Genomic DNA, 26,048 nt, shown 5'->3' on the forward strand with positions numbered 1-26,048 from the left:
TCTTCAATACATTGCTTCGCAACACTCAGCAAGCTGTAAGTATTGATTACCAGAAATTTAGTTTAAAGATTATCTACCCGGTCACTGAGTAGAATCTGAGATTCGTATCGAAGTGACCATTCTTTTTCTTTCTTCAATACAATGCTTCGCAGCACTGAGCAAGCTGTAAGTATTGATTACCAGAAATTTAGTTTAAAGATTATCTACCCGGTCACTGAGTAGAATCTGAGATTCATATCGAAGTGACCATTCTTAAGCAGCTAGTTCCTAAAACATTAATGAATAAAAGCGGTTTAATTTTTCATCCAGTTCGCTTACACTTGTATAGATGCCACCTCTAAAAAATTCTTTACCATCGAGGAATAACAACATTGTTGGCGATGACAGAACGTTGAATTCTGCAACATACTCAGGGTAATCTGCAATGTCGAGCACATGAAACCGGATGTTTTCGTATTTTGATTCCAGCAGTTCCTGAACCTTAACGCGCAAGACCTTACACGGTTGACAGGTTTCATTTTTAAAATAGAGTAACACTGCCGGGTGTTCTCTCAGTTCTTTTTTTATATCAGTCCGCATTTATTTTACTCTGTTTACAGTAAAGTCAATAAAATCTTTTAAAGCCGTTTTAATTTCACTGTCAGGATAGGTGTCAAGAATAGAATGTGCTTTCCCAATCTCCTTTTCAATAGCATTTTCAGCATATTCAATTCCTCCTTCAAGCACCGCAAATCGGGTTACTTCTTTCATTTTCCGGGTACTGTTATTATACCGTTTAATGCTTTTTATGATCCGTTTTTTGGTGTGGTCGTTCGCCTTGTTCAGGGCATAAATCAGAGGAAGTGTTATCTTTTTCTCTTTCAGATCATTACCTATAGGTTTTCCTATTATACCTTTGGTTTGATAATCAAAAATGTCATCCCTGATCTGGAAAGCCACACCCAGAGCCATACCAATATCTTCAATTTTTTTTATATCCTCTTTCGAAGCATTAACCGAAATGGCTCCTGCCTTGGCACAACTTGAAAATAATATGGCAGTTTTCATCCGGATAATATCATAATACTCCTCTTCTGTAATGTCCAGCGTTTTTGTCTTTTCCATCTGAAGAATTTCCCCTTTGCTCAGCGTTTTACTGAGATCGGACATAATATAGAGAAAATCGTAATTGTGCGTATCTACTGAAAGCGTTAATGATGTTGACAGAAGATAGTCACCCATTAAAATGGCGTTTTTATTATTCCATATAGCATTGATAGAAAGAAGTCCGCGACGTTCATGGGTCTCATCTATCACATCATCATGAATTAATGATGCATTGTGAAGCATTTCAAGAGAGGCTGCAGCACGGGTGGTATTTATGTTGGGCTCATCGAATAAGCGAGCTGCAAGAAATACGAGTGTAGGCCGCATCAGCTTACCTTTTTGTTTAAGGATATATTTGTTAATGGCCTGAATACGTTTATAGTTATCCTGAAGAATGTCTTTGTAAAATTCTGAAAAGGCATCCAGGTCTTTCTGTATCGGTTGTTTTATTTTTTCGAGTTGATCCATCCTGATTGGTTCAAAATAAAGCCCAAAGGTATAAAATATACACAACACAATAACAGCATAATAGTTTTGTTGATTGCTGAAACATATACATTTAAGCTTTTTTAAAAAGATAACATATGGTAAAATATTGATATGAAAATATTTATTTGCGTTTTATCAAATATTAATATATTTGCATAATAGTAAATACCCCTCAAATATGATAGAAGAAAAAGACAGTATTAAAGGGTTGGACCATATTGAGCTGGAAAGGATGGCTGATACACTGAAAGTGATTGCACATCCTGTCAGGATATCAATATTAGGACTTCTGGAAGATGGTTCAAGACTGACCGTAACTGAAATTTACCAAAAGCTGGATATTGAGCAGGCTCCTGCATCTCATCATCTGGGTTTGTTAAAGTCACGCGGTTTATTGCGGAGTCAGCGTGAAGGTAAAAGCAACTTCTATTACGTTGACAGGGAGGCTGTTAGCGAGGTAATGTGCTGTTTTAAACGCTGTACCAGCTCACTCTGATAAACTTTTTTAAACCTGTTCTGTTTATCAGAAAAAAATAACATGGCAAAAATACGTGTAACAAAAGAGTTCCGGTGGGAAATGGCGCATGCCTTATGGAACTATGATGGATTGTGTAAAAATATTCACGGACATTCTTACATACTTTATGTAACTGTAATTGGTGAACCTTTGATGGATAAATCAGACGTAAAAGACGGCATGGTGATTGACTTTGGAGATTTGAGCCGTATTGTAAAAAAGGAGATCGTCAATAAAATGGATCATTCCGTTGTGTTAAACAAAGATGTTCCGGATAAAAGTTTTTTAGATGTTGAACAGATGTATGACCGTTTATTTTTAACAGATTATCAGCCAACCTGTGAAAATATGGTGATTGATTTTGCGGAACGGATAAAGCCGCATTTGCCTTCCGGGGTTGAGTTATTTTCAGTGAAATTATACGAAACAGCTAAGTCGTTCGCCGAATGGAATATGAACGACAACTAGCTCTAATTAAACTCAATATATATTCAAAAAGCGCCTTTATGGCGCTTTTTTTGGTACTCAGGGTTTCATTTTAAGTGAAGCCCCGGCTTAGATGAAATGAAATTATTTCCTTACCTTGGTCAACATTCCAAAATTGAGAAGCCATGGCAGAAAAAAAACTGTTTCTTTTAGATGCATATGCCCTGATATTCAGAGCTTATTATGCCTTTATTAGAAATCCCCGGGTTACAACCAAAGGTCTCAATACCTCCGCAATATTCGGTTTCACCAATACCCTGGATGAATTAATCAGAAAAGAAGATCCGGCTTACATTGGTGTTGTCTTTGATCCGCCCGGCCCTAATTTCAGGCATGAGATGTATGAAGAATACAAAGCAAACCGCGATGCCACACCGGAAGATATTAAGTTAGCTGTACCGTATATCAAGCAGATTCTGGATGCCTATAAAATACCGGTTATTGAAGTGAAAGGGTTTGAGGCAGATGACGTTATCGGAACACTTGCCAATAAAGCATCAAAAGATGGATTTGATGTGTTTATGATGACACCGGATAAGGATTTTGGACAGTTGGTGCATGATAATGTGCGCATGTACAAACCGGCTAAATCGGGGGCAGATGCGGAAGTCTGGGGAGTTGATGAGGTAAGGGAGCGCTTTAATCTGACTGATCCAAAGCAGGTCATTGATATCCTTGCCCTGATGGGAGATGCTGCTGATAATATTCCCGGTTGTCCCGGCATCGGAGAAAAAACAGCCATGAAGCTGGTAAGTCAGTTCGGATCGGTCGATGGCATATATGACAATATTGATCAACTGAAAGGCAAGCAAAAAGAGAATCTTGAGAACTTTAAGGAACAGGTGTATCTTTCACGCGACCTGGCCGTGATAAAGACCGATGTTCCTGTGGATTTTGATCCGGATAAGTTGATAAAAGAAGACTTTGACCGCCAAAAACTGGCAGAATTGTTTGAGGAACTGGAGTTCAGAACAATGAAAAACCGGATTATTGGTGAACAACAAAAGGATCCGGTTCAGGGAACACTGTTTGGAACTGATGATACAGAAGTGAGTGTTTCTGTTGATATGCCTGAAACCGGGCGGGAAAATATTCTCACCCGCAAACATAAATATATCCTGGTTGATGATGATATGAAACGGGCCTCTTTAAGGGCAGAACTGGCTACCAAAAAAGAGTATTGTTTTGATACCGAAACAACCGGACTTGATCCTCTCGAAGCTGAACTGGTCGGGATGGCTTTTTCATATTCCGATGGCCTGGCCTTTTATGTACCGGTTCCTGCGGATCACAAAGAAGCTACAAATCTAGTTCAGGAATTTAAAGCCGTTTTTTCTGACCCAAAGATTTTAAAGATTGGTCAGAATATAAAGTATGATATTCTGGTTATGCATAAATACGGAATCGAGATAGCCGGACCAGTGTTTGATACGATGATTGCGCATTACCTGATTCAACCGGAACTGAAACATAACCTGGATGAACTGGCGATTCAGTATCTGAATTACGATACGGTTAAAACAGAGGAACTGATCGGTAAAAAAGGGAAGAACCAGCTTACCATGCGGGATGTTGCTGTGGAAGAGGTGAAAGATTATGCAGGTGAGGATGCAGAGGTAACATTCCGTTTAAAACCTTTTCTGCAGAAGGGACTTGAGGAAGAGAAAATTACATCGCTGTTTTATGATCTGGAAATGCCATTGCTGAAGGTTTTGGTTAAAATGGAGGTTGCAGGTGTTAAACTGGATGTGGATGCGCTTAAAGCCTATTCCCTCCAACTGAATGAAATGATTGAGAAACTGGAGAAAGAGATCATCGAAATGGCCGGAATGGAGTTCAATGTTTCATCACCGAAGCAGGTCGGTGAGGTTTTGTTTGAACACCTCAGAATTGATGATAAAGCGAAGAAGACAAAATCGGGACAATATTCCACCTCGGAAGATGTACTGGTAAAATTACGTAACCGGCATGAAATAGTGGATAAGATACTGGAATACAGAGGACTTAAAAAACTTTTAAATACCTATGTTGACGCCCTTCCGGAACTGATAAATTCGCGCACGGGTAAAATCCACACCTCGTTTAACCAGGCCATTGCGGCAACCGGAAGGTTAAGTTCCACGAATCCCAATCTGCAGAATATTCCGATCAGGGATGAGGCCGGAAGAGAACTGCGCAAAGCATTTGTGGCATCTGATACCGATCATCTGTTCTTTTCTGCGGATTATTCACAGGTGGAATTACGGCTCATGGCGCATATGAGTAAAGATAAGAATATGCTGGATGCATTTAATCAGGGCGAAGATATTCATGCTGCTACAGCAGCAAAAATTTACGGGATCCCACTGTCTGAAGTTGATTCAGATATGCGTAGAAAAGCAAAAACCGCGAACTTTGGTATTATTTACGGTATTTCAGCTTTTGGCCTGTCTGAACGGTTAAATATTCCACGAAGTGAAGCCAAACAACTGATAGACGGCTATTTTGAAACGTATCCGCAGATAAAGGCTTTTATGGACAGCAGTATAAAGGATGCAAGAGATAAAGGATATGTAACCACGATTCTGGGTCGCCGGAGATATTTACCGGATATTAATTCACGAAATGGAATGATCCGGGGTATGGCAGAACGCAATGCGATAAATGCACCAATACAGGGATCTGCGGCGGATATCATTAAACTGGCTATGGTTAAAATTCAGGAGCGGTTCGATGTAGAAAATTTGCAGTCAAAGATGGTATTGCAGGTCCATGATGAACTGAATTTCGATGTGCTGAAATCTGAGTTGGATACGGTAAAGAACATCGTAGTGCAGGAAATGGAAAATGCATATAAGCTGAATGTGCCGCTAACTGTGGACAGCGGTAGCGGAGAAAACTGGTTGGAAGCGCATTAAGTTGAAAAACTAATAATGATTCATTTCTGTCCAGCGACATGATTCCGGATACTTGCGATATATGTTCTGAATAGATATTTTTGTATCTGTACATAAGAGTAATAATTCAAATAACCTGAATGGCTAAGAAATCTACGGAAGGAAAAGAGATGTCATTCCTCGATCATCTGGAGGAGTTACGCTGGCATATCATCCGAAGCCTCGGTGCTTTGGTGGTTTTTGCCATCCTCGCGTTTTTGTTTAAAAATATCATTTTCGATAACATCATTCTGGCTCCCAAAATGCCTGAGTTCTGGACCAACCGGATGATGGCCAGGGCCGCTGATTTTCTGCATATTCCGGCATTGAAGATAAATCAGGATCCGTTTCAGATTATTAATATCAGTATGGCCGGGCAATTTACCACGCATATTAAGGTATCGCTTTCTGTAGGCCTTATTCTTGGTTTTCCATACCTGATTTATGAACTGTGGAAATTTATCAGTCCGGCCTTGTACGAAAATGAACGTAAAAACTCCCGGGGAGGATTGTTTTACACCTCGTTGCTCTTCTTCATGGGTGTACTGTTTGGCTATTATCTAATTGTACCGCTTTCCGTACATTTTTTGGGAGGGTATCATGTCAGCGACCAGGTGCTGAATCAGATAAATCTGCAATCATATATAGGTACGGTAACTTCTGTTGTACTTGCTGCCGGAATAATATTTGAGCTTCCGGTTCTGATTTACTTCCTCAGCAAAATTGGCCTGGTTACGCCCAAATGGCTGAAAAAATACCGCCGGCACGCGGTGGTAGTCACACTACTGGTTTCGGCCATTATAACGCCACCCGATATTTTCAGTCAGATATTGGTTTGTTTACCGCTTATTGTCCTTTACGAGGCCGGAATTGTCATTTCACGAAGGGTAAATAAAAAACGGGAAGCCATCTGATATGTCCACGTTTTGAAGAATAATCCATGAATTTTATGCTTAGGGCACGGAAATTCCGCGAAGTGAACACATAACAGACCATTCGGTCATTTAGGAAAAAATTGCTATTTTTAAATATCAATTTACTCACTATGATTAAAGCACTAGGTTTATGGAGCCCGGTCATTGTTCCTTTTATTATTTCCGGGATTTTGCTTTTCAGTTCTGAAAGGCAGAATAAACCCAAGCTTTATCTGGTAGGGTATATGTGGCTCATTACCTTTATTTTTCTGGCTAATCTGTTTTATTTTGAGCACAATTACAATGTGTACAGTTGGTTGCACAGCCTGCATATTGCTACTGTCCTGGCCATCTATCCCGGCGCCTATATTTACATCAAGCTGCTGGTTGAACCCAATTATCCTTTAAGAAAACTGATCCCGCATTTTATGCCATCCCTCTTCTTTCTTCTGGCTTCCGGATTAATTTTTTATCCGGTATTAAATATGCAGGAAAGGGAACTGTTTTTAACCCAGTACAGGTACCATCCTGACTTTGAATATCCGGCATTGCGTATTTTATATTATGTGAGAATTTCCAATATACTGTTTCTTTTTATACAGGTTTTGTATTATCCCTTTATAACATATTTCACATTGAAGAACCACAGAAAACGCCTTACGGATTTGTTTTCCAATCCCGAAAAGTTTCAACTGAACTGGTTGGGGATTTTTAATGGTTTACTTGCGCTCTCGGCATTGATAAGTGTATTTATCTATACAGTTAATCCTGTAAAACTTTTTGGTGATGACCGCTACCTCGCATATCCTTTGCTAACTGTTGCCATAATGCTGTGGTACCTTGGAATTATGGGTAATAACCAGGCGCAGCTCCCAGTTCCGGGAGATGATCAAACCCCTGAAGATCCGGTAAAGGATATGGTGCCGGAGGATGCCAATACCTTGAAATCAAAACTTATTACCTATTTTGATGAACAGAATCCATTCCTGAATCCGGAACTGAAAATATGGGATGTGGCAAGAGAACTCGGAACCAACCGAACCTATATCTCCCAGACCATTAACCAGGAGTTTGATCAGAATTTTTCCTCCTTTGTCAATTCATACAGGATAAAGGAAGCCAGAAAACTTATTGACAGCCATCCGGATCTGTCACTTTCGGATGTGGCAGTTCAAACCGGTTTTGGTTCGGTGCTGACCTTGTCCCGTACCTTTGAGGAGATGTATCAGGTAAAACTTTCAGACTACAAAAAAGCATTGGTAAGCGTATGATTTTTACCTTTTGAAACCAAGTTTTTATCTTTTGAATGATACATAATATGGCGGTAAGGTAACTTTGAGTGCAAAGTTTAATCCCACTGTCATGAATAAAAAACTTTTCTTATTGGTCTTACTGTGCGCAGTAGGCATTTTCGCATTACAAGCACAATATAATTTTGTTGTGCAGAACGGATCCGCTTCTGTTTATAACACGCTTCAGGAAGCTTACGACAATGCCGGTGCCGGCGATACCCTTTATCTGCCCGGGGGCTCTTTTAATTTTCCGTCTGTGGATAAACCGTTGGTTTGGATTGGTGTTGGTTACCATCCTGACTCTACGGCAGCTACCTATTTCACCAGGATCAATACACCCGCATACTTTTCCGGTAATTGCGATAACACCTATATAACCGGAATGCATTTTATGAGTAATGTCACCTTCGGTACCAACGGACAGGATGTTACGGACGTTACCATATTCCGATGCAGAATATCCGGATCACTCACATTGAAGTACAACAATAATGTTGAAGTGCTGCTGAACGACAAAGTGAGTGAGTGTATTATTGATGGAAGCATTGATGCAGGAACCGGAAGCAATGTAATTATAGAGAAAACAATTCTGAGGGGAACAATGGGCCATTTTCGTAACAGCTATATGAATCACAATATTTTTACATTCGGAGCCAGAAATTCCGGAAGTGGCTATTCATATTTGCTTTACTATTCTGAAAACTGTCAGGTTAAAAATTCTGTGATAAATTATTACTCATATATTAACTGGCGTGCCGATGTTTATGGAAGTTTCAATAACAATTTTCTTAATAATATTTTCGCCGGAAACATAACTTTTCCGGATGGATCCAATACGGGTTCAGCGAATCTGTCAGGAGTTGATCTAACCACCGTATTTGAAACCATTGATGGCAACTTTCAGGATTTTTCATACCTGCATAACTTTCATTTAAAGGCTGGAAGCCCGGCTATAGGAGCTGCGACAAATGGTGCAGATATTGGCATTTTCGGACATGATGTACCATTTAAGGAGGGTGGCCTTCCTGTTACACCGCATATCAGAATGGTTACAGTGGATGATGAAACTTCAAATGGTTTATTACCGGTTTCTGTTTCTGTTGGTGCACAGGAGAATTAATGTTTTGCGTCATGAAAAATTTTCTGATAGCAATATTATGGTGCATTACCAGCATTCTCCCGGCTCAGGTTAATTTAGTCAAAGGGGAATACTGGTTCGATACCGACAGATCTGTTTTATATCCTGTAACAATGACAGATGCACCTGAAATGGTTATGTTCAGTGACATTGATGTAGATGCTTTATTCAATGGATTACATTCAATTTCGGTTCGCTTTATGGATGATAACAGCATCTGGAGTAGTCCGTTTACCAGATTCTTTGTAAAATATATGGAAAACGGATCAGCAGTAAACAGTGCAATCAAAGGATATGAATACTGGTTTGAAAACGACTATGACAAGCGTCAGTATTATGCATTGTCCGGTTCTGAAGTGTTTTCGCTGGAAGAAAACATCGATATGTCTTCTCTGTTCCAGGGTTTACATATCATTCATATCCGCTTTCTTGATAGCAGGGGAAAATGGAGTTCTGTTGTAAGTCGGTTTGTGGTGAAAACGGCTGTGCAAAATCCGCAGCCAGAAAATGAAATTAATCAAATTGAATATTGGTTTGACGACAGAATAGAGGATAAAACAGTGGGTATAACCCATCAACCGGACATCTATTTCACTAATCAGTTTGATGTATCTTCACTTTATGAAGGCTTGCATAGTTTTCACTTCAGGGTGAAAGATAAACGGAATAGTTATAGTTCTGTCGTCAGCCGCTTTTTTGTGATTGCAGCCTTAGATTCATCCCTGGAGAATCGCATCGTTTCTTACAGATACTGGTTGAGTGATTCGGTGATGTACACAAGTGATTTAAACCCGGTAGGACCAGATTTGGCCTTTCTGGATTCCCTTAATTTCAGGCAATTTTCAAAAGGAGATTATATTGTAAATCTACAGTTTAAGGATTCCAGGGGATTCTGGAGCGGTACCGTTTCAGATACAATTTCAAAGCTTAGTTATCCATTTGCTGATCTTCGGTTTATGAACAGGGAGATGTGTCTGGGCGATACGTTAAAAGGTCGTGTACTGACCGTTGATGCGGATTCTGTAATGCTGGATTTTGGTGATGGTATAACTGATACCGGAACGGTAATTAGACACCTCTACAGCAGGGATGGAACTTATAATGTTTTTGTTCAGCTGAAAGATACATCCGGGAATATTACAATGAGTTATCCCGCAGAAGAAGCTGTCACCGTGCACCCGTTGCCTGGACTAAGCCTGATGGATACCGTTGTTCTAATAGATGAGGAAACAGAAATATTGGACGCTGGATCTGGCCTTGTAAGCTATATATGGAATGGAGAAGAAGGCACACAGACCTTTGAAGTTACAGGTGATGAATTTGGTTTGGGCGAGCATTACGTAATGCTTAAAGTTGAGGATATTAATGGATGTATCCAATCTGATACGATTGTTATTCGTGTTTCAACTACTGAAAGTTCAGATGCGTTATCAGCATTTAAGCTGAAAGTTTATCCTAATCCCACGGTAGATTACATTTCGGTTAGCTGGGAAGATCCTTCTATTCAAAGGTTTAATGTTCGTTTTGTTGATATGACCGGTAAAGTTGTAACCGGTTCAAAAGAGATAAATCCGGGTGAACGGATTGCTGTTGGGCATTTATCCTCAGGTCCCTACCTGATGGTTCTTTACATTAATCAACGCATCATTTCAGTGCCAATAGTGATCCGGAACTGAGGAAATCCGGGTTTATTCATGACAGTAAGGGCATTCCAAACGAGGAATGCCCTTTTGTTTTGGTTTCGTTCAGCATATTCTCAAATTTACCTTTTGTTATGCCCATCTTTTTCTACATTTGTAAAAACCAATATAAAATTGAATAAAACAGGGAAAAAAATAATTATTCTGGGTACATCGCATCCATTCAGGGGAGGACTTGCAGCATATAATGAACGATTGGCAAGAGAATTTATTAAAGAGGGAAACCAGGTTAGTGTTTACACCTTTAAACTCCAGTATCCCGGTTTTTTATTTCCGGGAAAGACACAGTATGCTGACTGGGAAGCACCAAAAGATCTGAATATAAAGATTGCCGTTAATTCTATAAATCCTTTCAACTGGCTGAAGATAGGCAGAGAAATAAAAAAACAGAAACCGGATGTTTTGCTCATTAAGTACTGGCTCCCGTTTATGGCTCCGTGTTTTGGAACCATTGCCCGTCTTTCAAAAAAGAATGGTGTAACAAAAGTCATATCTATTCTTGACAATATTATACCTCACGAAAAAAGGCCGGGTGATACCTTATTCAGCAAATATTTTGTTAAACCGGTTGATGGATTTGTGGCCATGTCTGATGCTGTAATGAATGACCTGGGTCAATTTGATACGGTAAAACCGCGCACTTTCTGTCCCCATCCTTTATTTGATAATTTTGGGGAACTGATAGGTAAACAGGATGCTGTTAAACAGCTTGGACTGGACCCGGATAATAACTATCTGTTATTTTTTGGTTTTATCAGGGCATATAAAGGACTGGATCTTATTATTGAAGCGATGTCGGATGACCGGATAAGGAAAATGCCGGTGAAACTGGTTGTTGCCGGAGAATTTTATGAAGATGGTGAAAAATACAAACAACAGATTTCTGATCTTAATTTGTCGGATCGGGTTGTTTTAAAGACTGATTTTATACCGGATTCCGAAGTTGGAGGGTATTTCTGTGCTGCTGATCTGGTCGTTCAACCTTACAAAAGTGCTACACAGAGTGGCGTAACACAAATTGGATATCATTTTGAGAAACCAATGCTGGTTACAGATGTAGGCGGTTTAAAAGAAATTATCCCAGATGGAAAGGTTGGATATGTTGTGACTCCGGATCAAAAAGCTATTGCTGATTCTATTGTGGATTTTTATGAGAACCAGAGGGAAAAATCGTTTATTCTGAATGCGAAAAAGGAAAAACAAAAATATTTGTGGAGCCGCATGACAACGGCTATTTATGAACTTTACGAAAAGGTAAAACCATGATCATACGAAGTAAAGCGCCATTGAGAATTGGTCTGGCTGGCGGAGGTACGGATGTATCTCCATATTCAGAATTGTACGGTGGAGCCATTCTTAACGGCACTGTTTCAATGTATGCATATGCAACAATTGAACCCCGAACTGATGGACAGATAGTGTTCGATGCCGTTGACAGAGGAGTGAGGATAGCGTTTAATGCAGAAAAGGAACTTGGACTGAATGGAGAGCTTGATCTTTTAAAGGGGATATATAACAGAATAGTGAAGGATTTTACAAAGGAACCTCTCTCGTTTACACTCTCAACATTTGTGGACGCTCCTCCGGGTTCCGGTCTGGGAACTTCTTCTACCCTGGTCACCGCAATTGTAGGTGCATTTGCAGAATGGCTGGCATTGCCGCTGGGAGAATATGATGTGGCCAAACTGGCTTATGATATAGAGCGTGTAGACCTCTTGATGGCAGGCGGAAAACAGGACCAGTATGCTGCTACTTTCGGAGGAATTAATTTTATGGAGTTCGGTTCAGACGGGAAAGTCATTGTTAATCCTCTTCGGATCAAAACAAAAATACTGAATGAACTGGCTTATAATATCGTTTTATACTATACCGAAACCAGCCGTCTTTCTTCAAAAATTATTGAAACACAGCAACAGAATGTAAACAGTAATAATGTGCGTTCAATTGAAGCGATGCATGCTTTAAAACAGGTTGCTGTAGAGATGAAGGAGACCTTGTTAAAAGGTAATCTGGATAAGATAGGCATGTTACTGGATAAAAGCTGGCAGTACAAAAAACAGATGGCAATTGGTATTTCAAATCCTCTGATTGACGATATTTATAAAACGGCGATGAAGGCCGGCGCTACAGGAGGGAAAATATCCGGTGCCGGAGGAGGCGGTTTTATGTTTTTTTACTGTCCCGGAAACACTCGTCATGCCGTTATTGACGCTTTAAGTAAATTTGGCGGACAGGCCAAACGGTATCAGTTCACGAAAAACGGTATGGTATCCTGGACCATTTAAAATGAAAACAAAAGAAGCAATCATATTAGCCGGAGGATTGGGTACACGTTTAAAAAGTGTAATATCTGATATTCCCAAACCTATGGCTGAAGTTGCAGGGAAACCATTTCTGGAGTATATATTCATGTATGTTAAACGCTATAAAATTGAACGGATTGTTCTATCCGTAGGATACAGATACGAAGTGATCAAAGCATATTTCGGAACTTCTTTTTTAGATATGGAGTTGGTTTATGCCATTGAGGATGAGCCTTTGGGGACAGGAGGTGGAATACAAAATGCATTAAAAAAGGTAACGTCAGAATCTGTTTTTTTAATAAACGGGGATACCTTTTTTAACGTTGACCTGGGAAAACTGGAATCTTATTTTACCAGCCAGGATTTTGATCTCTGTTTTGCGCTCCGTCCGATGAAAAACTTTGACCGGTATGGCGAAGTCGTTGTTGGAGAAGACCGGGTTGTGGATTTCAATGAAAAACGTTTGGTTAAAGAGGGACTGATCAATGGCGGTGTCTATCTGTTAAGGGCGGATATTTTTGAAAAAACAGGATTGTCCGGGAAGTTTTCTTTTGAAACAGACTACCTTGCTGAATATAAAGATGTGCATAAGTTCGGGTACATCATCAACAATACATATTTTATAGATATTGGAATTCCTGAAGATTATAACAGAGCGCATCAGGAGATACCCCGGCTTTTTTAAAATAAAACACAGGGATATAACGTTTTAAATTCATTATGCACAAAATTGTTTTTGCAACCAATAATCAACATAAGTTAACCGAGGTTAAAGCACTGTTAGGAGACAAGTTTGATCTGGTCGGGCTGGATGATATAGGATGTACTGAAGAAATTCCGGAAACCGCGGATACACTGGAAGGAAACGCGTTAATCAAAGCCCGTTATGTAGCTGACAGGTATGGACTCGATTGTTTTGCAGATGACACCGGACTGGAAGTTCCGGCATTGAATAATGCACCTGGAGTATATTCAGCAAGGTATGCAGGTCCGCAGAAGAGTGCGGATGATAATGTAGCAAAACTTTTACGGGAGTTAAACGGACTGCATAACAGAAAAGCACATTTCAGAACCGTTATAGCGCTGATCATTGAAGGTAAAGAACATCTCTTCGAAGGCGTTGTCGATGGGTATATCACAAAAGAAAGACATGGTTCAGAAGGATTTGGGTATGATCCTGTTTTTCTTCCGGATGGAAAAGACAAAACTTTTGCTGAAATGTTGCTGACCGAAAAAAATACCATCAGTCACAGGGCAAGAGCGGTGAGTAAACTCGTTAATTTTTTGAATAAATTACAATAAACAATGAACCGGATTTCCATATCAATTATCCTCTTTTGGTTTAATGTTTTGTGTTGGTCACAGATTCCTACAGGCACATGGACAACACATTACTCTTACGATGAAGGAACTTCTGTTACCAGGGCAAAAGACAGGATTTTTGCTGTTGGATCAGGCTTTTTGTTTTCTTACGGGCTTAATGATAATGCCATAACCACGTACTCAAAAATAAACGGACTAAATGATGTTGGCATCGTAAAAGTAAAATACGATGATGCACAGGATGTTTTGTTTATTGGATATGAAAATGGGAATATTGATTTACTTTATGGAGATAAAATTGTTAATATACAGGATATTAAGCTTGCCAGTATTAACGGGAGTAAAAACATTAATAATGTAACGTTTGACAATAATATTGCCTATATTTCTTCTGATGTTGGAGTGGTCGTTCTCGATCTTCAACATAAAGAAGTCGTTGAAACCTACATTCTTAGTGATGGTTCATCACAAAATCCGGCCAATGGGGTTGCTGTTAAAAACGGGAATATTTATGTGGCAACGGATAATGGCATATACATGTGTAATCTGGATAATCCCAATATCCTTGACTTTGGGAAATGGAAGCTGGAAATGATGTTCCCTGAGTATAACAGAAGATATGCAGAAATCGTAAACTTCAAAAACAATCTTGTTGCCGTCAGAGCAGACAGTGAGACTTCTGCTTATACCGCCTATGTACTTAAGACTGATGGCACCATTAAAACCATATTAAGCGGAGGAAATAACTTTAGAAACATTAGTTTAAATGATAGTGTATTTATTGCGGTAGCATCGTATAAAGTTTATATTTTCAGTGAAGAATTAAATTTAGTTGATAACATATCGTCATACAATTTTGAAAATATGCTGTATGACGGGTTAAATAGTTTAGCCTCTTTCGATGCCGTAAGAACAGATGAAAATACCTATTTTGTATCTGATCTCAGATCAGGACTGGTAAAATATTCAAAAGCAGATTACAGTGAAATGCTCAAGCCGGACGGACCGGCTTCAAATACCATCTGGAACATGAATATTAATGATGGCATTGTCAGAATGGTACATGGAGCATTGGATGGGTCATCAAATAACTATATTCGACCTGCGGAAGCTTCTGTAATCAATACGGATGGTTCATGGACAATTATTAATAAATATACTGTTCCGGAAATAGGTAACAACGCAATTGATTTTGTTAGCATTGCTTCTGATCCTTTTAATCCGGATAAGTTTTATGTAGGATCTTTTAATTATGGACTATATGAGTTTGAAGGTGGTAGTTTTCTGGAAAGGTATACCGACGCAAACAGTCCGATAACCAACATCATTCCTGGTAAAGTGTTCTACAGGGTCCACAGTCTGGTATTTGATGATAATGGAACGCTGTGGATGAGCAATTCTGAAGTACATAATTCAATTCTAACTCTTTCTCAGGATGGTGTTTGGAATACGTTTAATTATCCTCCGATAGATGATGCCGGCTCGGATAGAAAAGTGGCACTTGGGAATATGATAATAGCTCAGAACGGCACGAAGTGGCTGGTTGTTCCAAGGGCTGATGGCGGTATATTTGCGTTTAACGAAAATGGAACCCTTGACAACAGTGCTGACGATAATTACCGTATGTTAAGCGTTAACATGGATATAGAAGGTAAAGAATTTGCAATTGCAGTTGCCTGTATTGCTGAAGATAAGGATGGTTCCATATGGTTTGGTACAAATAACGGTTTAGGGGTTTATTCCGCGCCGGAGAATGTATTTGACGGAGATGCATTTTTACCTTCACGCATTAAACTACCCCGGGAAAATGATGAGGATGATGCCGCAGATTACCTTCTTGACAGTGAAGTGGTGAAGGCAATAGCAGTAGACGGAGGAAACCGTAAATGGTTAGGGACAGGTTCTTCCGGGCTTTTTCTTGTATCTCCGGATGGATTAACAACGATACATCACTTTACTAAAACCAACAGTCCGTTGCCGTCAAATTCCATCAGTTCAATTGCTATAGATCCGGAGTCGGGAGAAGTATTTATTGGAACCGGTGCCGGACTCGTTTCTTTCGGTGGTGATGCAACTGCTGGAAACAGTGACTTTTCGGATATAAAAGCTTTTCCAAACCCTGTTCGTGAGAATTTTACAGGTGTTGTAACTATCTCCGGACTTGTGGAGGAAACAATCGTAAAAATTACGGATATTTCAGGAAATCTGGTTTTTGAAACCGTATCAAATGGGGGATCAGTTTCATGGAACAGGAAGAATATGTTTGGTGAATATGTCGGGACAGGAGTCTACATGATCTTCTGCGCTACCAAGGATGGAGAACAGTCTGCCATTACAAAACTGCTGGTTATCAATTCAAAACAATAAGTATGAATTATCTCGACATTATTATTCTGCTTCCTTTGGTATACGGAGTATTCAGAGGTTTCCGAAAGGGGTTTGCAATTGAACTTGCTACATTGGCCGCTTTGATTCTTGGAATCTGGGGGGCATACAAATTCTCGTATATTACCACCATTTTTCTTCGCGATAAATTTGATATGACCGGCGATTACCTGCCATATGTCTCATTTTTCCTTACATTTATTTTGATTGTATTTCTGGTTAACCTGTTGGGAAAGATGCTGGATAACCTCTTAAAAGCAGTTTCTCTTGGTTTTATTAACAGACTTGCCGGTGCCGTACTCGGTTTTGCAAAACTGGCTGTTGTTACCTGTCTGCTGGTCTTTCTGGCGCATAAACTGGATGACAGGACCGGTATGATTCCCGAAAAGGATAAGGCGGGAAGTTTGCTCTATGAGAGAGCTTATGAATTGACTCTATCGGTTCTTCCTTACATTGATATCAAAAAGCTGGAAGAAAAAATTAACCAAAAGAAGACCGGTGATAAACCGGAGAAAATCGCCAGAATCCTTTAAAATTTATATTTTACCCCAACAAGAACATTAAATCCGAATGAAGGATAACCGTTCCAGTAATAGTAATTGGATGACAGAATATTATTCAGATTTAGCGATGCAGACAGGCGGTTATTGTACTGGTACTCTCCTGATAAAGACAGATCATAGACCGCTTTAAGGTCATTTGTCGCTGTAATCAGGCCATCCTGTATCAATGTTTTACGTTTGGAAAAGGTGGTGAAATCAACATTCACATTGACGTTTCTGTAAGGTATAAAACTTCCGTAAACTTTAATTTCATAATCCGGTAAATGCCATGCATTTTCAAGGTTATCCATCGCATAGTTGTAATATGCACCACTCACACCGAAGCTGTATCTGTCGTTGCCGGCATAATCAATGGCAGCTTTTACTGTGAGTACATTCATATCGTCATAAATGGCTGTGAACTGATTGGCATATGCGTCAGATGTGAACTGATTCACAGAATCCCTGTAGAATTTATTGATGTAAAACGGATTGTTTTTCACGATAGAAAAATTGACACTTCCGTTAAAAACAATTTTGGGAGTCAGCTGTCCGGTTAATCCTGCCTCCAGTGAGAGAGGAATTTTTGTTGGCATGACATTAAGCTCTGGCGTCATGAATGGATTCATTTGCACGCTGTTTCTGTAATCGTTTAACCGGTAGTTTCCGCTTGCCATCAAATGTGCGGTGAAAAGTTTCTCAATCAGGTTGAAATTAAAATCAATATCCGGTGTGACCAGATAGTCTGTCTTTTCCTTGTTAATATTGAAAAATGCATTGAGTCCAAGTTTCAGGTTCCATGTATTCCGGTTCAACTTGTAGTATGGACTGAAATCAATAAATGTAAAGTTATTGAAGTCAAGGAAAAGAGCTGTGTCCGGCACATTATACATCCCATACTGCGCATGCAGTGCTCCACCAACCAGGTTATCTCCGACAGGCTTCTCAAAAAAACCTTTTAAACCAATTACATCCTCTTTCATGTCCATACGGGTAAAAAAGTGATCGTAATAGAGTACTGCCTTGTATGCTGTTTCATCGTAAATTGAGGGATTGGTTGCAAACACGAAATTAGCTTTAAAAGATGCATATCCGGGTTTTGTTGTGCCATGTATATCCCTGTTGTTTATGGCTACATTATTGGTGTCATTCAGCGCATAATACGTCATGGAAGTATCCATGTTAATGGTCTGATATCCATAATACCTGTAATTGTGGTTGCTGAAACCGATGTCAGCTTTCAGATAAGTGCCCCAAAACTGATGTTTGTAAGATAACAACAGATTGTTTTTAACAAAAGTGGCATCATTTTTACTACCATCCTGCAGCTTTACCTTTCCGAATGATGAACGGTTGCTGGCCAGAAACGATAAACTGTGCTTGTCTGAATGAAAGGCATTGTAGAAAAGTTCTCCGAAGAGCGAGCTGTAATTACCACCTCCCAGGGTAATATAATTCTGATCATAATCCCTTTTGGGTTCTGAGGCCAGTGAAGCAGGTGTTAACGGAATAATCTCAAAACTGGTTTCAAGCGGGTGCGTGAAAAAACTGTAAGAAAATGACGGTGTTTTTATCTCCGGTTTCTGAATTTCCGGGATCAGATTAATTTTATTGGCATCGGATATCGTTGGATTATATTCCCTTACAACCACAACATTTTTGTTGATGGTCGTATCGGTCTGTGCCCAGGTTGTAAATCCGGCTGCGGAAATCAGTAATGCGAATATTATATTCCTTTTCATGTTGTTATCTTTTCAGTCAGTTTTCAGTTATCGAATGGAATCACTTTGTAATTTTTTAATGGAATCTACCCGTTGAAAGTAAGTTTTCAGAGTATCCCGTTTTTCCATTTCCTTGCGTTTCTCAATGGCTTCTATTTCCCTTAATTTTGTTTCTACCATTGGTTTTATGTCATCATTGTTATTCTGATAATTTTCTTTCACGCTCAACAGGTACTGTTTGGCCTGGAATGCATCATCACGCTGAATGTAAATGTCTGAAAGCAAAATAAACGCTTTGGCTAACCAATACTGGTGTGGTGTATTGGTATTGATAAATTCAAATATCTCTTTTTCAGCTCCCTTTTCATCCCCCTGTTCATAAAGCATTCTTGCAATTTCATATTTTGCTTCTGCACCTTCTTTCGATCTTGTGTCCTGAGCCAGAATTCTGAAAGCTGTCATTGCGGCTTCCTTATTACCCAGTTGCATATATGATTTGGCCTTTTTGTAGGTCGCTTCGCGTTTTAACTCAGGTTCAAGTACCGGTTCCTTAAGCAAATTATCTGCTGCAAGAATGGTTGCTCCTGCGTTATTCAGATTGTACTGGCAGCGTAAAATTCCGACTTTTGCGGCCTTGATATTTTCCTTCATCTGTGCCTGTTCTTCCAGGTCGGTATAGTATTCCAGGGCTTCCTGATAATTATTCTTTTCAAACAGCAAGGTGGATAATGCCGTTAAAGCCTGTTCCGTAAAGGTATTTCTGGGCTGCGAAACAACGAATTTTAAATCTGTAATTGCAGCATCCTTATCGCCAAGTCTCAGGTTACAGTCAGCCTTATAATAGTGTGCTGTCAGCTGGTATGCACCGTGTGGAAACTTCTCGAGGTAATTTTCGAAATACCGTCTGGAATCGTTTATATTTCCTGACATGTACAGCTTTTCTGCTGCAGCAAATGTCAATGAATCTTCTTCGCTGTTTTTAAGTGTGGCAAAACCGCCGACTTCCTTTGTATAATCAACATATTTGTCCACTTCGTTTTTCTCTACAGAAATATTTTTTAAGGCTGCAAGTGCCGTTCTTGATTCTTCTGTTCCGGGGTATTTCTGAACCACTTCCTTATAAATCGAAGTTGCCCTGTCCACATCCTGAATATTATAATATACAAGAGCCATATTTACCATGGCCTGACTTGCAAAACTGCTGTTCGGGTATTTCTGAATCAATGCATTGTATGAACCAATTGCATTTTGCGGATCATCTAACACGACCCATGTTTTTGCCATTTCAAACCATGCATCATCAATAAAACGGGATGTTGGAAATCCGGAAATCAGACTTTTAAGGTCCGTAATTTTCTTATTATAGTTTTTCTGCAAACCTTCACTGTACGCCTTTTTAAACAGGCCATAGTCTGCATTACTGCCTCCGTTTTGATAGGCTGCCTGGAAATAGGTTATCGCATCACGGAAGTCGCGTTTCAGATAATAACAGTCGCCAACCCGGTTGTTTGCATCCGTAATAAGATTCGGATCCTTGACTTTTGCCAGGGACAGAAATTTTCGGAACCAGTTAATCGAAGCGCTGTAATTTTTCTTTTTAAAGAAGGCATAACCCATATTATAATGCGCCATATCGAAGACATCCTTGCTGTAGGCTCCAGGAAGGATAATAAATTTATTGTAATCGCTGAGCGCCTTGTCGTAGTCCCCCATTCTGTAATATGTTTCGCCACGCCAGTAGTATGACAGAGCCTTGATGTCCTGATCAAACTGTGAATTATCAATCGCAGTATTGAAATAGGGAATGGCTTCGTTGTACCTGTTGTCAGTAAACAGTTCAATGGCGCGGTAATACGATACCCGTTGCAGGGCCTTTAGAACTTTCGGGTTACGGGTCCGGATCTTCATAATGGACTGGTAAGCCCTTTCATAGTTTTGCGTGGTCATAAATACGTTAGAGAGCATGTTGTAAACTTCATCTCTGTATTTTGAGTCCGGGAATTCCTCCAGAAACTTCTCGAAAGCTGTGATGGTTTCATTAAAAGGAGAGAAAGCCGTTTCATAAGTCAGTTTCGAATAGTTGTATAAGGCTTCTTCCTGAAGAGACTTGTCAAACGCCATACGAGATGCTGCTTCAAACGCCATGCGTGCAGCATTTTTATCGTCCAGCTTCAGATAACAGTCGCCCAGATAACCGTAAGCACTTTGTGTCAGTTCATCTTCAACGGTTGCTATTTGCGAAAATGTTTCTGCTGCCTTTTCATATTGTTTGGTATTGTAATATGCTACCCCTAAATGATAAATGTCCGGTCGTGATATCGAAGGTGTTTCTTCCAGATACCGTTCCAGGAAAGCTATGGATTTTTCATATTCCTGACGGGCATAATAGGCATCGCCCACAATTCGGGCAATTTCTCCGGTACGGTTATTTACGGTTCCACTTATCAGTGCTGATCCATACTTTATAACTTTGTCGTATTCCTTATTCTGGTGATAAAGCTGAACCAGGTAATACGGAATAACATCAGAATACTGGGGTGAATTTTCCAGCATCAGGAAGTTATCCAGGGCTGTATTGTAGTTTCCTTCTTCGTACTGAATATGCGCATAGTAATAAATGGCTGCTTCCCGGTACAGGTTTTTTTCTTCTTTGACCTCATAAAAAAGGTTTTCGGCCTCTTTAAACTCCCCCTGTTTAAAATAGCAGTAGCCCTTTTTGAACTGATATTCTTTCAGTTGATTTTTGCTGAGCTGGTTGGTTTTGACTTTGCCATAAAGATTACCGGCATATCTGAAGTTTTTCTGGTCGTATTTGAAATTTGCCAGGATAAAAATGGCCTGGTTTCCAAAGTAACTGTCAGGATGGTTATTGATGAACCGTGAAAGTTCTGTCTCCGCTGTTTTATCCTCCAGTCTTAAAGAAGATACGATGCGGTAAAAGTCTGCTTCTATGCGTTTCCCTTCTGATTCCGGTGTGTTGTTCAGAAACAGGGTAAAGTTATCTTTTGCTGCGGCATACTGGTGTTCATCGAAAAACTCCTTTCCTCTTTCAAACCAGTTTTGAATGTCGGTTTCAGAAACGGACTCCTGAGCAAATAAAATGACGGATGAAAAAAGGAAGATTATACTTAAAACTGCGGTTCTCATATTAATTACATTGGGTTTACGATTGGCGCGAAATTACTAATTTCCCAGTAATCAGAACGAAAGATGCATTCAGATATTGTAAACAAGTTCTCCCAAAACAGAAATAGTTACCGGGTGAATATTTACAATATGGTTATATTCATCCGGGGATTAAATTAATAATTATTGAGAAATCTCCCGTCCGTCAATTGACGGACACCCTCTTTTGAAAAAGAGGGACACTCTACATGTAAATTCCAATGTATCAATGTCTTTCTTGCACAAAGGAGGTGTAGTAGTAGTAATATTATGACGGTGGATTTGATTGGGAGCGCAACTCTGAGTAGCTCTATAACTAATTTATCCTTTGTAAATAGGTAACTTCACAATCTTTGCCTTCAATGCTTTATTTCTGACCCGGATATAAATCTCCGAATCAATTTTACTGTAGGGCGTGGCTATATATCCCAGACCAATGCCCTGTTTCAACATGGGTGACATGGTGCCGGAGGTGACTTCTCCGATAACATCTCCGTCAGCATTTTCAATAGCATAACCATGTCTTGGAATACCACGGTCTTCAAGGATAAAACCCCGTAATCTTCTTGATGGTCCGTTTTCTTTTTGTTCAAGAAGAAGCTCTTTGTCGATAAAATCCTTGGTGTCAGTAAATTTTGTGATCCATCCCAAACCGGCTTCAATAGGAGAGGTAGAATCGTTTATGTCATTACCATACAGGCAAAACCCCATTTCAAGGCGCAGGGTGTCCCTGGCACCCAGACCAATAGGTTTAATATCCGCTTCTTTGCCTGCTTCAAAAATCGCATTCCATATATTTACTCCGTCTTCATTATAAAAATAAAGTTCAAATCCACCGGCACCGGTATACCCTGTATTGGAGATGATAACCTCGGGCACTCCTGCAAATTCTCCGGTTGTAAAGCTGTAATAAGGTATTTCACTCAGATTTACATCCGTAAGTTTCTGAAGAACTTCCCTGGCTTTCGGGCCCTGTACAGCCAACTGTGCAATACTGTCCGATGCATTTTCCAGTTCGGCTCCCATAGTATTATGTTTTATACACCAGTCCCAGTCTTTTTTTATGTTGGCTGCATTTACTACCAGCATGTATTTCTCAACCTCATAGCAATATACCAGCAGGTCGTCAACTATACCACCATCTCCGTTTGGAAAGCAACTGTACTGTGCCTTCCCCGGAATGAGCAATGAAACATCATTGCTTGTGATATGCTGTAAAAAACGGAGGGCGTTAGGGCCTTTTACCCAGAACTCTCCCATATGACTTACATCAAACACCCCAACTCCGGTTCGCACCGTAACGTGTTCATCGTTAATTCCAGTATATTCAATGGGCATATTATAGCCGGCAAATTCATGCATTTTGGCACCCAGATCAATGTGATGTCGGGTGAATGGTGTTGTTTTCATTCAATAAGATTTTTTTGTGACGATATCGATAATTTCTATGATCACCTTCACTGCTTTTTCCATAGAGCTGACGGGGACATATTCAAACCGCCCGTGAAAATTATGTCCGCCTGCAAAGATATTCGGGCAGGGAAGCTCCATATATGAGAGACGAGCTCCGTCAGTACCACCACGAATAGGTTTTATGTTTGGCGTTACCTCACAATTTTTCATGGCCTGTTCTGCGATATCCACGATATGCATGACCGGTTCAATTTTTTCGCGCATGTTATAGTACTGATCCTTCATCTCAATGGTGCAGGTTCCTTCGCCAAACTCATTGTTTATTTTGTTGGTCATGTGGATCAGTTCTTTTTTGCGCTCTTCGAACCTTGGGCGGCTGTGATCGCGAACGATATACTGAAGTGTGGTTTTTTCCACATCGCCTTCCATAGACATAAGATGAAAGAATCCTTCATAATCTTCGGTGTGTTCCGGTGTCTGAAATCTTGGCATTAAGGTGATGAACTGGTTGGCAATCCGGATGGAATTCCGCATTTTGTGCTTGGCATATCCCGGATGAACATTGCGGCCTTTAAAATGAATCTTGGCAAAGGCGGCATTAAAATTCTCAAATTCAAGTTCTCCGATTTCACCTCCGTCCATGGTGTAAGCCCATTCTGCTCCGAATTTTTTCACATCAAAATGATCTGCCCCGGCACCGATTTCTTCGTCGGGTGTAAAGCCAATACGAATTTTCCCATGCTTTATTTCGGGATGTTGTATCAGGTATTCCATGGCCGTTACAATTTCAGCCAGCCCGGCTTTATCGTCCGCACCCAATAAGGTTTTTCCATTTGTGACGACAATGTCTTCTCCGATATACTGCAGGATTTCCGGAAAATCTTCAGGTGACAGAATAACATTGTCTTCGGCGTTCAATACAATTTCTTTTCCATCGTATTTGCTTACAACACGGGGTGAAACCTTTTTGCCACTCATGTCCGGACTGGTGTCCATGTGGGCGATAAATCCAATAACCGGAATGTCATCCCCTGCGTTTGAGGGCAGGGTTGCCATCACATATCCGTTTTCATCAATAGAAACTTCATCCAGTCCTATCCTGTTGAGCTCAGCAACCAGCTTTTCCGCAAAAAGCATTTGTCCCGGTGTACTTGGGGTTAAACCTGTCTCATAGTCTGACTGAGTATCTTGTTTTACATATGTAAGAAATCGTTCTAATACCTGGCTCATAATTCTGAATTTTGCTCAAACTTACAATTTAATTCCAAAAAATTAAATGATCTATTTCAGCAGTTAGACAATATTAAGGGATTCCGGTATAAAGTTATTATTTTTGAGTTCAAATAAACACAATGAAGAAACTTGCTTTACACTGGCAGATTTTAATTGCACTTGTGCTTGCAATTCTTTTTGGTATTTTTTTACCGGAACAGGTTTCCTACATCTCATGGATGGGGGATGTTTTTTTAAGAGGTTTGAAAATGGTGATCATTCCCCTGATCCTTTCATCAATTATCACCGGTGTGGCTGGTATCGGAAATTCGGCTAATCTGGGAAGAGTAGGTGGAAAGACCATGGGGTACTATCTTTTAACCAGTACCATTGCCATTGTTACCGGGTTGTTTTTGGTAAATATAATTAAACCCGGCGTGGATTCAGGGATTGAACTGAATTCATCTGTAAATTCTATTCTGAATCAGCATGATTCAATTGGACAGACCCTTATAAAAATTATACCTGAGAATATTTTTCAATCCTTTGCCAGTGGTGATATGCTTGGAATAATATTTTTTGCGCTGTTGTTTGGATTCTTTCTCACAAAAATTAAAGCAGAATACCGGGAGCCCACTCTTAAGGTCGTGAATGGAGTGTTTGAGGTTATGATGAAGATCACGATGTTTATTATACGCTTTACACCGCTGGGCATACTGGGGCTCGTAGCTGGTGTTGTCGCTGATCAAAAAAATATTATGGATGTGGCAACAGGATTAGGAAGTTATTTTCTTACCGTTTTGATTGCCCTGGTGATTCATGGCACTGTAACCTTATTGTTGATTACCTATTTTGTAGGCAGGGTTAATCCCTTTAAACATTTCAGGGCAATGTCAACACCCTTACTGACCGCATTCTCTACCAGCAGTTCCAGTGCTACACTGCCATTAACCATGGAAGCTGTTGAGAATAACGGTGGAGTTTCGCAAAAAATATCTTCATTTACACTGCCGCTGGGAGCTACAATAAACATGGATGGAACGGCACTATATGAATGTGTGGCAGTTATATTTATTGCCCAGATATACGGCATGGAACTGAGTATCGTTAATCAGGTGATGATTGTGTTATTATCTCTCCTGGCATCTATCGGTGCAGCCGGTATACCGATGGCAGGACTTGTGACGATCACCATTATTCTTTCCTATCTGGGATTGCCCCTTGAAGCCGTTGGTTTAATTTTAGCCGTTGACCGCCCGCTGGATATGCTGAGAACAACCGTTAATGTATGGAGTGATTCCTGTGGTGCTGTCACGATTGCGAAGAGTGAAGGCGAAAAATTAAAGTATTAATTTTATTGAATTAGTCTGTTTTAAAACAACTTTGTTTAAAAAATTCATTACTCAGGGTTACAATTTGCTTTAAAAATCGTTACTTTTGTCCATTA

The 26,048-nt window shown here is 39.9% G+C and carries 20 protein-coding genes; 14 read left to right on the top strand and 6 right to left on the bottom strand.

The annotated features are described in order from the left end of the window. Positions 1-267: 267 nt before the first annotated feature. Both ACE1EF_RS14525 and ACE1EF_RS14530 read right to left on the bottom strand, forming a co-directional pair. Entirely contained in the window at positions 268-579 is a 312-nt protein-coding gene (locus ACE1EF_RS14525) for a thioredoxin family protein (RefSeq protein WP_375721405.1), read from the bottom strand. Continuing rightward, on the bottom strand, positions 580-1,554 hold the full coding sequence (locus ACE1EF_RS14530) for a polyprenyl synthetase family protein (RefSeq protein WP_375721406.1): 975 nt from the start codon (positions 1,552-1,554) through the stop codon (positions 580-582). A 199-nt stretch (positions 1,555-1,753) separates the two neighbouring features. On the opposite strand from ACE1EF_RS14530, the gene ACE1EF_RS14535 reads away from it, so the two are divergent. The 13 genes from ACE1EF_RS14535 (at position 1,754) to ACE1EF_RS14595 (ending at position 17,081) form a co-directional block, all read left to right on the top strand. Then, positions 1,754-2,071, top strand: a complete 318-nt coding sequence (locus ACE1EF_RS14535; RefSeq protein ID WP_375721407.1) for an ArsR/SmtB family transcription factor — start codon at positions 1,754-1,756, stop codon at positions 2,069-2,071. Positions 2,072-2,113: 42 nt separating this feature from the next. Then, positions 2,114-2,560, top strand: a complete 447-nt coding sequence (locus ACE1EF_RS14540) for a 6-pyruvoyl trahydropterin synthase family protein (protein WP_375721408.1) — start codon at positions 2,114-2,116, stop codon at positions 2,558-2,560. A 143-nt stretch (positions 2,561-2,703) separates the two neighbouring features. Then, a complete protein-coding gene (gene polA, locus ACE1EF_RS14545; protein WP_375721409.1) occupies positions 2,704-5,475 on the top strand; it encodes a DNA polymerase I in 2,772 nt (923 codons plus the stop codon). A gap of 119 nt (positions 5,476-5,594) precedes the next feature. Then, complete coding sequence (tatC, locus tag ACE1EF_RS14550; RefSeq protein ID WP_375721410.1) at positions 5,595-6,407, top strand: twin-arginine translocase subunit TatC; 813 nt, start codon at positions 5,595-5,597, stop codon at positions 6,405-6,407. 131 nt (positions 6,408-6,538) lie between these two features. After that, positions 6,539-7,678, top strand: a complete 1,140-nt coding sequence (locus tag ACE1EF_RS14555) for an AraC family transcriptional regulator (protein ID WP_375721411.1) — start codon at positions 6,539-6,541, stop codon at positions 7,676-7,678. Between the two features lie 91 nt (positions 7,679-7,769). Beyond that, entirely contained in the window at positions 7,770-8,819 is a 1,050-nt protein-coding gene (locus tag ACE1EF_RS14560) for a right-handed parallel beta-helix repeat-containing protein (RefSeq protein ID WP_375721412.1), read from the top strand. An 11-nt stretch (positions 8,820-8,830) separates the two neighbouring features. Next, positions 8,831-10,513, top strand: coding sequence for a T9SS type A sorting domain-containing protein (locus tag ACE1EF_RS14565; RefSeq protein WP_375721413.1), 1,683 nt, complete (start codon positions 8,831-8,833; stop codon positions 10,511-10,513). 138 nt (positions 10,514-10,651) lie between these two features. Beyond that, on the top strand, positions 10,652-11,803 hold the full coding sequence (locus ACE1EF_RS14570) for a glycosyltransferase (RefSeq protein ID WP_375721414.1): 1,152 nt from the start codon (positions 10,652-10,654) through the stop codon (positions 11,801-11,803). Continuing rightward, entirely contained in the window at positions 11,800-12,822 is a 1,023-nt protein-coding gene (locus ACE1EF_RS14575) for a GHMP family kinase ATP-binding protein (RefSeq protein ID WP_375721415.1), read from the top strand. Before ACE1EF_RS14570 ends, ACE1EF_RS14575 begins: the two co-directional genes overlap by 4 nt. Position 12,823: 1 nt before the next feature. Further along, positions 12,824-13,525, top strand: a complete 702-nt coding sequence (locus ACE1EF_RS14580) for a nucleotidyltransferase family protein (RefSeq protein ID WP_375721416.1) — start codon at positions 12,824-12,826, stop codon at positions 13,523-13,525. Between the two features lie 35 nt (positions 13,526-13,560). Continuing rightward, positions 13,561-14,142, top strand: coding sequence for a non-canonical purine NTP diphosphatase (locus ACE1EF_RS14585; protein ID WP_375721417.1), 582 nt, complete (start codon positions 13,561-13,563; stop codon positions 14,140-14,142). A gap of 3 nt (positions 14,143-14,145) precedes the next feature. After that, the gene (gene porZ / locus ACE1EF_RS14590; RefSeq protein WP_375721418.1) at positions 14,146-16,530 is read left to right on the top strand and encodes a type IX secretion system anionic LPS delivery protein PorZ; all 2,385 of its coding nucleotides are present in this window, start codon (positions 14,146-14,148) and stop codon (positions 16,528-16,530) included. A gap of 2 nt (positions 16,531-16,532) precedes the next feature. Beyond that, a complete protein-coding gene (locus ACE1EF_RS14595) occupies positions 16,533-17,081 on the top strand; it encodes a CvpA family protein (RefSeq protein ID WP_375721419.1) in 549 nt (182 codons plus the stop codon). Here the strand turns inward: ACE1EF_RS14595 and ACE1EF_RS14600 are convergent. The 4 genes from ACE1EF_RS14600 to pepT form a co-directional block, all read right to left on the bottom strand. Next, positions 17,078-18,832, bottom strand: a complete 1,755-nt coding sequence (locus ACE1EF_RS14600) for a porin family protein (RefSeq protein WP_375721420.1) — start codon at positions 18,830-18,832, stop codon at positions 17,078-17,080. The two genes, ACE1EF_RS14595 and ACE1EF_RS14600, sit on opposite strands and share 4 nt — an antisense overlap. A 27-nt stretch (positions 18,833-18,859) precedes the next feature. After that, complete coding sequence (locus ACE1EF_RS14605) at positions 18,860-21,958, bottom strand: tetratricopeptide repeat protein (RefSeq protein WP_375721421.1); 3,099 nt, start codon at positions 21,956-21,958, stop codon at positions 18,860-18,862. Between the two features lie 339 nt (positions 21,959-22,297). Continuing rightward, a complete protein-coding gene (gene gcvT / locus ACE1EF_RS14610) occupies positions 22,298-23,386 on the bottom strand; it encodes a glycine cleavage system aminomethyltransferase GcvT (RefSeq protein ID WP_375721422.1) in 1,089 nt (362 codons plus the stop codon). Continuing rightward, positions 23,387-24,619 (bottom strand): peptidase T, encoded by a 1,233-nt coding sequence (gene pepT, locus ACE1EF_RS14615; RefSeq protein WP_375721423.1) that lies wholly within the window; start codon positions 24,617-24,619, stop codon positions 23,387-23,389. A 122-nt stretch (positions 24,620-24,741) separates the two neighbouring features. On the opposite strand from pepT, the gene ACE1EF_RS14620 reads away from it, so the two are divergent. After that, positions 24,742-25,953, top strand: coding sequence for a dicarboxylate/amino acid:cation symporter (locus ACE1EF_RS14620; protein ID WP_375721424.1), 1,212 nt, complete (start codon positions 24,742-24,744; stop codon positions 25,951-25,953). The last annotated feature ends 95 nt before the right edge of the window (positions 25,954-26,048 follow it).

The organism is Quyinboa sediminis, assembly GCF_042219855.1.
Lineage (GTDB): Bacteria > Bacteroidota > Bacteroidia > Bacteroidales > UBA5342 > JBHJHP01.